The 9,760-nt window shown below is 53.8% G+C and carries 11 protein-coding genes; 6 read left to right on the top strand and 5 right to left on the bottom strand.

Annotation, left to right across the window (positions count from 1 at the left end; translation table 11 throughout):
- Nucleotides 1–162: zinc ribbon domain-containing protein (locus ABYV26_RS13655; RefSeq protein ID WP_372681884.1), on the bottom strand; the 162-nt coding region annotated here is incomplete at its 3' end.
- Between the two features lie 438 nt (nucleotides 163–600).
- On the opposite strand from ABYV26_RS13655, the gene aroF reads away from it, so the two are divergent.
- Both aroF and ABYV26_RS13665 read left to right on the top strand, forming a co-directional pair.
- Nucleotides 601–1,620, top strand: coding sequence for a 3-deoxy-7-phosphoheptulonate synthase (aroF, locus tag ABYV26_RS13660; RefSeq protein ID WP_372681866.1), 1,020 nt, complete (start codon nucleotides 601–603; stop codon nucleotides 1,618–1,620).
- A gap of 60 nt (nucleotides 1,621–1,680) precedes the next feature.
- Complete coding sequence (locus ABYV26_RS13665) at nucleotides 1,681–2,022, top strand: hypothetical protein (protein WP_372681868.1); 342 nt, start codon at nucleotides 1,681–1,683, stop codon at nucleotides 2,020–2,022.
- A gap of 7 nt (nucleotides 2,023–2,029) precedes the next feature.
- Here the strand turns inward: ABYV26_RS13665 and typA are convergent, their stop codons facing one another.
- Entirely contained in the window at nucleotides 2,030–3,859 is a 1,830-nt protein-coding gene (gene typA / locus ABYV26_RS13670; RefSeq protein ID WP_372681870.1) for a translational GTPase TypA, read from the bottom strand.
- 296 nt (nucleotides 3,860–4,155) lie between these two features.
- On the opposite strand from typA, the gene ABYV26_RS13675 reads away from it, so the two are divergent.
- Nucleotides 4,156–5,280, top strand: a complete 1,125-nt coding sequence (locus ABYV26_RS13675; RefSeq protein ID WP_372681871.1) for a 3-hydroxyacyl-CoA dehydrogenase NAD-binding domain-containing protein — start codon at nucleotides 4,156–4,158, stop codon at nucleotides 5,278–5,280.
- Nucleotides 5,281–5,488: 208 nt separating this feature from the next.
- Here ABYV26_RS13675 and ABYV26_RS13680 read toward each other — a convergent pair whose 3' ends face one another.
- Complete coding sequence (locus tag ABYV26_RS13680; RefSeq protein ID WP_372681873.1) at nucleotides 5,489–6,172, bottom strand: PilZ domain-containing protein; 684 nt, start codon at nucleotides 6,170–6,172, stop codon at nucleotides 5,489–5,491.
- 199 nt (nucleotides 6,173–6,371) lie between these two features.
- Between ABYV26_RS13680 and ABYV26_RS13685 the strand changes: the two genes are divergently transcribed.
- A complete protein-coding gene (locus tag ABYV26_RS13685; protein ID WP_372681875.1) occupies nucleotides 6,372–7,178 on the top strand; it encodes a DnaJ domain-containing protein in 807 nt (268 codons plus the stop codon).
- Nucleotides 7,179–7,366: 188 nt separating this feature from the next.
- Nucleotides 7,367–7,684, top strand: a complete 318-nt coding sequence (gene hpf, locus ABYV26_RS13690) for a ribosome hibernation-promoting factor, HPF/YfiA family (RefSeq protein ID WP_372681877.1) — start codon at nucleotides 7,367–7,369, stop codon at nucleotides 7,682–7,684.
- A 164-nt stretch (nucleotides 7,685–7,848) separates the two neighbouring features.
- Here the strand turns inward: hpf and ABYV26_RS13695 are convergent, their stop codons facing one another.
- Nucleotides 7,849–8,253: a helix-turn-helix domain-containing protein gene (locus ABYV26_RS13695; protein ID WP_372681878.1), complete on the bottom strand. Its 405-nt coding sequence runs from the start codon at nucleotides 8,251–8,253 to the stop codon at nucleotides 7,849–7,851.
- A 32-nt stretch (nucleotides 8,254–8,285) separates the two neighbouring features.
- On the bottom strand, nucleotides 8,286–9,353 hold the full coding sequence (locus tag ABYV26_RS13700; protein ID WP_372681880.1) for an HDOD domain-containing protein: 1,068 nt from the start codon (nucleotides 9,351–9,353) through the stop codon (nucleotides 8,286–8,288).
- 122 nt (nucleotides 9,354–9,475) lie between these two features.
- Here ABYV26_RS13700 and ABYV26_RS13705 point away from each other — a divergent pair, with 122 nt between their 5' ends.
- Nucleotides 9,476–9,664: a hypothetical protein gene (locus ABYV26_RS13705; RefSeq protein WP_372681882.1), complete on the top strand. Its 189-nt coding sequence runs from the start codon at nucleotides 9,476–9,478 to the stop codon at nucleotides 9,662–9,664.
- Nucleotides 9,665–9,760: the final 96 nt, after the last annotated feature.

Raw genomic sequence — 9,760 nt, forward strand, 5'->3', positions numbered from 1 at the left:
ACCGGTGGGAATGCCATGGGGCCGGACGGCACCGGCTGACATCAGCTTTTCGACGTCTGCGCAGTTGCAGGCGGGACATAACACCGACTCGGTGTCCGATGAGAACACCAGTTGTTCGAAGTGATTGCAGCAGGCCTTGCACTGGTACTCGAAGATTGGCATGGTTCGGTTCCTTATTTTTGGGCAATACAATAATGGCAACGCACGGCAAGTCAAGCCTTTTTTTACATTTACTCATAAAGAATCGGCTCAAATCCACTGCCTTGGCATGCCTTCATCGGAAAAAGCGATTGACAATCACGAGGATGGATGACATATCCAAACCATTCCATCTCGTTTAGTAACCATAAGGAAAAGCACAAGAACATGAACATCTCAGTAGCAGGAAAGTCAAGGTTTTGGTGGTGGCGGTCACCTTTCGGGTGCGCCTGCCGGATCCCCATTGCATGAGATGTATGTCGTGTCGATGACAAGCAAACGGACCCACGGGCAACAATCCGACGGTCCGTTTTCAGTTGAAGGGGCCGTGGGATTGATCCGGGCCCTTTTTTTCTGGCCGGGATCACCAACCCGGGTTCCCATTTACAAAGGAGGCGCAACATGCTGGTGGTGATGGAAAAAACGGCGACACCCGATCAGATCGATCGTGTGGTCAAGGTCATTGAAGCAAGAGAATGCACGGCAAGGCCTATTCCAGGCGGCGACCGCGTCTCCATTGGTGTGCTGAACAACAAAGGCCCCGTGGATGCGGCCCTGTTTATCGGCCTTCCAGGGGTCAAGGAGGCGGTGCCCATCACCAAACCCTATAAATTGGTCAGTCGGGAAACAAAAGCCGAAGACACGTTGATTCAGGTGGGCGACGTCACGATTGGAAACGGCCACCTGACCATCATTGCCGGGCCCTGTGCGATTGAGAGTGAAGACCAGACCTTGACCATCGCCGGCCATGTCAAAAAAGCCGGTGCGCAGCTGTTCCGGGGTGGTGCCTTCAAGCCGCGGACCTCACCGTATTCTTTTCAGGGGCTTGGCGAAGAGGGGCTCAAGATATTGGCCAAGGTCAGAGAGCGTTTCAGCCTGCCGGTGGTCACCGAAGTGATGGATTTTCAGACTTTCGACCTGGTGGAGCATTATGCTGACCTAATCCAGATCGGTACCCGGAACATGCAGAATTTCAGCCTGCTCAAGCGGGCCGGTGAGTCCTACCGACCCATTCTGCTCAAACGCGGCATGGCCGCCACCATAGACGAGTGGCTCATGGCTGCCGAATACATCATGGCCCAGGGAAACCACCAGGTGATCCTGTGCGAGAGGGGTGTGCGCACCTTCGTCCACCATAGTCGCAACACCCTGGATCTGTCCGCCGTACCGGTGGTAAAAAAAGAGAGCCATCTGCCCATTGTGGTGGATCCCAGTCATGCCGCCGGTCGACGGGATCAGGTCCTGCCCTTGTCCCGTGCAGCGGTGGCCGCCAATGCACACGGGTTGATGGTTGAGGTTCACCATCAACCGGAATCGGCCTTGAGCGACGGCGCTCAGAGCCTATACCCAGAACAATTCGAATTGCTTTGTCGACAGGTCGTGGCGATATTCAAGGTGTGCGGCGGAGATGAGCCCATATAGCAGGGGCTTCAGAAAGAGGATTGGAAAAAATATGGTTTCAGATGAGTCAGGAGTAATGTCATGAAGGTATTATCAAAAGCAATGGCCGTGCTGGCGGCGTTTATGGCGGTGGCCTGCACCCAGGAGTCACAGAACAAGATCGGGCGGTCCATCCAGAACTGGACCGGTACGGACGGGGTGCTGGAGATATACGCCGGCGAGCAACTGGTTCGCCGTTTCATCAACATTGACAAATTGTCCACGGCATACGGCACCTCGGACGACAGCCCGCGTCCCTATCGATTCGGGTACGGATACATGGATGTCAACTTGAACATGGTCAAGGATGCCGACGAGCGCAAGGTCTACTTCGAGTTTTCCGATTATTCCACCAGTTACGTATTTTTCGAAAATCCCCGGTAGGCGGCCTTTACTTTTTAGCGCCGCGCTGGGCGTAGCGGGCCTTGAGACCCAAGGTTACCTTGCGCAGCCGAATGGACTTGGGTGTAATTTCCACGCGCTCGTCGTCACGGATAAAGTTGATGGCCTGCTCCAGGGTCATCGGCCGGATGGGGGCAAGGATGACGTTCTCATCCTTGCCGGACGCGCGCATGTTGGTCAGCTTCTTTTCTTTGGTGGGATTGACGTTGATGTCCGTTTCCCGGTTGTGCTCGCCAACCACCATCCCTTCGTAAACCGGTTCACCGGGCTGGATGAGCAGCCGGCCTCGAGGCTCGAGATTATACAGAGCATAGGGCACCGCATGGCCTTGGCGGTCCGATACGATCGATCCGGTAAAACGGCTGGGAAAATCCCCCCGGTATGGCTCGTAACCCAGAAAGTAGGAATTCATGATGCCCGTGCCCCGGGTATCGGTGAGAAATTCATCCCGATAGCCGATCAGGGCCCGCGAAGGAATTGAGAATTCGATGCGCACCCGTCCGGTGCCCGTATTGGAGAGGTTCATCATTTTTCCTTTGCGCACGGAGAGCTTTTCGGTCACCACCCCCATGAAGGTTTCACCACAGTCCACGAAAAGCCTTTCCACAGGCTCTTGGACGACCCCATCCTCCTGCTTCAGGATCACTTCAGGGCGCCCCACGCAAAATTCAAACCCTTCCCGGCGCATGGTCTCGATGAGGATGGCCAACTGAAATTCCCCGCGCCCTTTGACCACCGCAGAATCCCTGTCCAGGGTCGTTTCCACCTGGATCGCCACATTGAGCAGGGTTTCTTTGAGCAGTCGTTCCCTGATTTTCGCCGACTGCACATAGCGTCCTTCCTTGCCGCCCAGCGGACCGTCGTTGATCGTGAACAGCATGGACACCGTCGGCGGGTCGACGGTGATGCGGGGCAGGGCAAAGGGGGCATCTTCCGTGCAGATGGTATCGCCGATGGTTACCTCATCGATACCGGACAGGATGGCGATTTCACCGGCGCCTACCACAGATACCGGTGTGATATCCATACCTTCGTATATTTGCAGTCGGGTGACTTTCAGGGGCCGGTGGTTACCGTCTGCATCGATGCGGATAAGCCGGTGCCTGGATTCGGCCTTGCCGCCCACCACGCGCCCCACTGCCAGACGACCCAGGTAGTCCGAATAACCCAAGTCGGAGACCAGCATCTGAAACGGTGAGTCAGGATCGAACCGAGGGGGGGGGATATCTCTGACGATGGCGTCAAAAAGCAGGTGGAGGTCTTCGGCCAACTGGTTGGGGGCGGTTCCCGCCGCACCGTCTCGCCCGATGGCGTAAAAAAGGGGAAACTCCAGCTGATCTTCATTGGCATCCAGGTCGATGAGCAGGTCGTACACCTGATCGAGCACCGCAGAAGACCTGGCATCTTTGCGGTCGACCTTGTTTATTACCACGATGATTTTCAATTTGGATTTGAGGGCTTTTTGCAGCACGAAACGGGTTTGGGGCAATGGGCCCTCGGAGGCGTCCACCAGGAGGATGGCACCGTCCACCATGGACAGGGCCCGTTCCACCTCACCGCCGAAATCGGCATGGCCGGGTGTGTCCACGATGTTGATTTTTACACCCTGGTACACCACGGAGCAGTTCTTGGCGGCAATGGTGATGCCACGCTCCCGCTCAAGGTCCATGCTGTCCATGACCCGTTCGTCCATCTGCTGGCCTTGCCGAAAAAGGCCGCTCTGGCGGAACATGGCATCCACGAGGGTCGTCTTGCCATGGTCGACATGGGCGATAATAGCGATATTGCGAATTTTTTCGTTGGCTAAGAAAGAGGACATATCTGCTCGTTTCGTATGGATTGCGTTTTTTGAACAAGAGGCAATATAGCCATCCGGCCGCTCAATACAAGCAATCCAACCGCTTATTTTCCCTTACCATGGACAATATAGCTTTAATGTAGTTAAAAAATAGCCTTGACCCTGTGCCGCAAGGGTGAGATAAAAAGAGGCATTTCAGCCTGTCTCGTTTTAAGCTATTTGCATAACCATATAGATTTGTAGGCTATTTTAAACGACTGCCACCATTGTACCGAAGCAATGGCCGGGTACATCACGTTAATGGAAAAGGAGGAGAGATGGCGACAATCGAAACCGTAGGAATCGTTGGGTTCGGCGTTATGGGTGCGGCCATCGGACTCAATGCAGCATCGTCCGGTTACCGCGTCATTTTCAAGGAGCTGAATGACGAGCTGGTTCATTCCATGTATGATCGATGGGTCAAGGCAGCCCTTGAAAAACGGGTGGCCAAGGGTAAAATGACCCAGCAGGAGATGGACCGGGTGGCCGGTATGATATCGGGAACCGCCCGCTATCAGGACCTGGCCCCTTGCGACCTGGTCATCGAGGCGGCAGTGGAAAAAATGGATTTGAAAATCCAGATTTTCAAGGACCTGGACAAGGTATGCCGTCCCGATGCCATTATGGTCAGCAACACATCGACTTTTCTCATCGAACGGCTGATGGCGTCGGTTTCCAACCCTTCGCGAACCGCCGGCCTGCATTATTTCTTTCCAGCCAACATCAACCGGTTGGTGGAGGTGATCCGACAAAAGGATACCAGTGACGAGACCTTTTCCGCCTTGATGGCTTTTGCGGAAAAAAACCGTAAAGTGCCCATTTCAGTAAAAGATTTCCCCGGATTTGCCATCAACCCCGTTTTCATCTCCAGCTACATGATGCTTGACTCCTTTTATGGCGACGCATACAACGTGGCTACCCTTGAGCGCATTTCCCAACTGGCCTTGAACGTGCGCTTCGGGATCATGTGGGTGCAAAACGGATCCGGTCTGGGCACCTGCTACCATGCCGCCGTTTCCATGAACGACTATCTGGCCGATACGGATGTCGGCTACCCGGCAGTGCCCGATCAGCTTAAAAGCCAGTTTGAAAGTGGCAACCCCTGGAATCTGGAAGACGGACCCGTAGCCGAGGACACCGCCTTGCTCAACGTCGTCAAAGACCGACTGCTGGGGTCCATCTTCACCATTTCCACCCACCTCATCGAAAAAGGGGTGGTCTCCATCAAAGACCTGGAACTGGGAATCTGCACCTCGCTGGCCTGGCCCATGGGGCCTTTTGCCATGATGAATACCATGGGGATGGAAGAAGCTTCCCGTTTGGTGAGACTCACGGTGGAAAGTGGCGAGTTTAAAATGCCCAAGACGTTTGCCGGCGCGGTTCCCTCACCCTGGGAGCTGTAGGCCATAAATACTCATCGCGATCGGTAGCTTTGACTTAACCAAAGGGTTCGGATGCAATCATCCGAGCCCTTTCGTGCCGATGGGGCCTGCAGCCGTTAGTGATGCGACCTGGCCAATGGCATTCATCGCCGCTGATTGCTGCGATCGGCAAGATCGATCATTGGTTGACCGAGGCCGAAGGGGTCGACTACTTGAACGTGAGGATCGTTTACCGGCGTTTTAACCGGCAGATTCCCCTGGGGAAGTGGCTGGGAAGAGGCCCGGTCGCCGTGTCCAGCAAGGTGTTACTGACTGCCGGTCGGGGGATGTTGCCCTTTTCGCAGGCAATTTGCTCACGCTGTTCCGCCATCAACAAGGGTGGATCGATGGTGCAGTGAAGACGCAGACAGGTGAGGCCGGCCTCTTCTCGTATGACCATGCCATTCACCGGCGCCGTCCGGCCGCTGCCAAAGATGATTTCCCCCTGAACCGTTTTCCCGAGCGCGTATATACCCGTGCAGACCAGGCTGATGCCAGTTTCCGAGATATCGCGGACGGGGCAAGTGAACTGGCTGGCGGCGTGGCGTTCATCGGTTCTCTGGACGAAAAGGGGATGTGACGATTCATCAAATTGTACCCGATAGTGCTGGCGGTGCCGCTCGGCTGCTTCCTGATCTGCATCATCGGTTGATATCGGCTGGTGGTGACGAAACCGCAGCCATCGAAACAACGTAATCACGGTCAGGATGCAGCTGATGATCAGGATAGCCGTCAAATAGTAGCGACCATGCGGAGACACGCCCCATGCAAATGCCTGTCGGGCCCATACCGCAGCCATCAATACCATCGAACTGATGAACAAGGCGATCAGGTTTAATTTCACCTTTTTGATGCCATTTTTTTTATCATGCATGATAATCTGCTATTCGGCGTATTTCCAGAATGCTTGAGCCGATTCGTCGGCAATTGGCACGTGAATCGGTTTAAACGATTTTTTGGGTCGGTTTTTTTTTGCATCGCCAAGGGCCGATTCATGACTATATTATCGAATAATGATCGTTTTCATCTGTACGAGGGTGTTAAACTTATTTTTTTAAAGGGAAAACGGGCGTATGGCACAGCGGGACTACTACCAGATACTCGGTGTGGATCAACATGCGGAGGCGAAAAAAATTAAGGCGGCGTATCGGGAACTGGCATTTAAATATCATCCGGACCGCAACGAAAAGCATCCAGAGCGTGCAGAAATGATGAAGTCTGTCAACGAGGCCTACGCGGTGTTGTCCAATGTGGAGAAGCGGCGTGCATACGATGCCATGCGCAGCCGTTTTGGCGATAGCGCCTATGGTCAGTTCAGAAACACCTATACCGAACAGGATATCTTCAGTGGCTCCGATGTTCATGAGATTTTCGAGGAGATGGCCCGTTCGTTCGGCCTTCGCGGTGTGGACGCCATATTCAGCGATTTTTACGGGTCGGGGTACAAGCGATTTGCCTTCAGGCAGCATGGTCTTCACGGCAGTGGATTCATCTATCGCAAAGGGTTCGGCAGGCGTCGGGGAAAAGCCATGGCATCCGGTACTTCCCCGGGTTTGGGTCGATTTGCCAGGTACCTGTTGCAAAGTGTCACCGGATTGAGTCTTCCGCAGACGGGGCGGGATATTCGCGACACCATCCATCTGGCACCGGAATTTGCCAGATCCGGTGGTCCCTACCCCTATCATCACCTTCGGCGTTCTAAAAAACTGGTGGTCAGTATTCCTGCCGGTACGAGGGACGGCCAGCAAATTCGTCTTTCCCAGATGGGTGCCACCGGTAAAAACGGCGGCCCAAACGGCGACCTGTACCTAAAGGTGAAATTCAGGAAACCGTTGTTGGAAAAAGCCAAGGATTTGATTGTCTCGGTTTTCAGCCGATGATACACTATAAAAACCGACTGACTCCGGTTTCGGATGAAGGTCGTCAGCCAATGAAAGGAGGCGTTGCCGTTTCTTAACCGAATCTCGGTTCGATTTCAAATCATTCACCCCCCCACCGGTCCGTGGAAACAAGGGGAAGGCAACCGCAGTGGTGAGTGGGCCGGACTGCCGCGAAAGGAGGACGTGATATGCAAATTCTGGTCACCTTCAAAGGTGTTGACTCCTCAGATTTCCTAAAATCCTACCTTGAAGAAAAGCTTGCGCGTCTTGATAAAATCATGCCCCATTCCGGAACCGCAGATGTGGTTTTCCAGGAAGAAAAACTAAGAAAAATCGTGGATGTCAACCTCAGTGGAAAGGGTTTTGATGTCCACGCCAAAGAAGAGAGCAGTGCCTGGAATGAAGCCATCGATCTGGTGGTCGACAAAGCTAAAAAGCAGCTGATCAAAACCAAAGAAAAAATTCAGTCACACCGTGCGGAAGTCTATCCGTCCGATTCGCTCTAATACAGGCAGAACCTTGCCCGCGGTCAGTCCGGGGCCAAGCAGAGATCCCGCTCGTCGGGTCCGCTGGGAGGGCTGACTACGTTGTCCCCCGGACACATTCAACTGGCTGAAACGGTGGTTAGGTGAATGTCAACGCAAAGAGAGAACACGGGAAGGTGATCGACTTATTCTCGGATCAGGTGTCGGAATTCGGGCCGGTCAAGGTTGGCTGCATCCACCCGAAGGCTGCCGTCTGCACCGGCGCGGCCTGACAGACGGCCGGTTTTAAGCCACTGGCGAACCCCTTTTTCTGTTAAATAGGTCATTTGGACAAACGCATCGACATCGTATGTTTGCGTTGCCGCCGCCGGTGTTTTAAAATCGGGTTCCACGCCGGCCGATATTCCTCCGGGATCTTTTGGGGCCGCAACGGCCGGGTGCTGAAGCTCGCATTCGTAAATGGCCCATTTCCCGCTGCGTTTCACCCCCCGAATCGTTTCCCGTCTCAGCATCCGGGTGATCGTGGAAACGGAGATGCCTGTCATATGTGAAAATTCAGCAGTTGTCAGCGTCTTTTCATTTTCGGCCATCCAATTTACTCCTTATTATAGAAAAAAGCCGCCTATGCCATGCTCTGGGTAATCTGATTGACAGCTTCGATCATCGCTTGGTTGTACAGGGTCAAATCTTCTTCATCCAAAGAGAGAAACGCCAGGGCTTGCGGATCCAGTTCGTACAGCGTGGCATCGAAGCTGCTTCCAATCCCGCTCTGTTGGGCGATGTGATTGGCTAAATGAATGATGTAAGCCAGTTGGTTGCCCTTGGATGCTCCGGGGTCGTGGTGAAATCGCATTGCGCTTACATGGTTTTCCGGCAGCTTCCATTTGGCGCACAGCTCGGAGGCCAGTTCCGTGTGGTCGAAACCAAGCACCTGCTTTTCCACTTCCAGAAAATTAACACCGGCAGCCAGCGCTTGGTCCACCTGGGCTTTTCGTTCCAGGAGATAGCGATCCAGGGCCAGCTTGCCGGCATCGTGGATCAGCCCGACGGAAAAGGCGTCGTTTTCCATTGCCGGCGCGCGGTCTTTGGCGATCAATCGTGAACACAGGGCCACGGCCAATGAATGCTGCCATACGGTGCCAGACCCCATCCGATAGCCTTTGAGGTGGTTCCCCAGCAGGCTGGTGGCGGAAACCATGGTGATGACCTGCTCCAATACTTTGTGTCCGAGAACGACGGTAGCCTGGTGGATCGAAGAGACCATCCCGGACATCCCGTAATAAGCCGAGTTGGCCACCTGAAGGACCTTGGCGGCAATGGCCTGATCGGTTTCGATCACTTCGGCAATCTCCTTGAACCCGGACATGGGGTTGGACATGACCTCCCGCGCTTTGTAGATGATTTTTGGCATCGCCGGCAGATCTTTGAGGCTTTTCAGAATTTTGCGTTTCAGATCGGTGCCGTCCAGGTCTTCCGATGATTTTTCATCAAGCGGAGTGATAACCACCTTTCCAGCGGAACCATCGGTCGCTGTATTTACCGGTTCGGGCGCTGGCTCCGGTTTCTCCCTGAGGTCCAGCGTAATTTTCGATTTGCAGCCAGGGCAGGGGAATGAGACTTTTTTCCCGGTGGGAAGGCGGTCATCGGGAAGCTCGAAGGCTTTGCTGCAGTTTTCGCAGGCCACTTTCATGGGAACACCTTTCTCGGAAGACCTAAGGATCCTGTCAAATCGGTTAATCTGTGTCGTGTGATAGACTCCCAGAAAAGGATGTTGGCAAGGCAAAGCGAGAAAGTCGCAACCATGACACGGTGATGAGCGATGATGAAGTCCCAAATCCTTATCTGGAGGTTTATATACCGGTTTCTGTTGATTTTGGCCATAATCAAATTGTTGAATTGGCAGTGCGTGGGTGGACGAAAGTCCCGACACACTTCTTCATCGGCCTTGTGATCGAAAACTTTATGCCCATGCTTTATATTTTAAGTGGCTTGATTTTATGATAAGGATGGTCCGACATTTTGCATCCTATCCGTTATTTTCAATCAGGGAACCCACCGCTATGCATGTCTGTCTGATGGTTGCCATTACCGTTGATG

This window comes from Desulfosarcina sp., assembly GCF_041551955.1.
In the GTDB taxonomy this organism is placed as follows: Bacteria; Desulfobacterota; Desulfobacteria; order Desulfobacterales; family Desulfosarcinaceae; genus Desulfosarcina.

Coding starts and splice junctions, on each gene's coding strand:
- aroF (WP_372681866.1), top strand. CDS start 601: ATGCTGGTGGTGATGGAAAAAACGGCGACACCCGATCAGATCGATCGT.
- ABYV26_RS13665 (WP_372681868.1), top strand. CDS start 1,681: ATGAAGGTATTATCAAAAGCAATGGCCGTGCTGGCGGCGTTTATGGCG.
- typA (WP_372681870.1), bottom strand. CDS start 3,859: ATGTCCTCTTTCTTAGCCAACGAAAAAATTCGCAATATCGCTATTATC.
- ABYV26_RS13675 (WP_372681871.1), top strand. CDS start 4,156: ATGGCGACAATCGAAACCGTAGGAATCGTTGGGTTCGGCGTTATGGGT.
- ABYV26_RS13680 (WP_372681873.1), bottom strand. CDS start 6,172: ATGCATGATAAAAAAAATGGCATCAAAAAGGTGAAATTAAACCTGATC.
- ABYV26_RS13685 (WP_372681875.1), top strand. CDS start 6,372: ATGGCACAGCGGGACTACTACCAGATACTCGGTGTGGATCAACATGCG.
- hpf (WP_372681877.1), top strand. CDS start 7,367: ATGCAAATTCTGGTCACCTTCAAAGGTGTTGACTCCTCAGATTTCCTA.
- ABYV26_RS13695 (WP_372681878.1), bottom strand. CDS start 8,253: ATGGCCGAAAATGAAAAGACGCTGACAACTGCTGAATTTTCACATATG.
- ABYV26_RS13700 (WP_372681880.1), bottom strand. CDS start 9,353: ATGAAAGTGGCCTGCGAAAACTGCAGCAAAGCCTTCGAGCTTCCCGAT.
- ABYV26_RS13705 (WP_372681882.1), top strand. CDS start 9,476: ATGAGCGATGATGAAGTCCCAAATCCTTATCTGGAGGTTTATATACCG.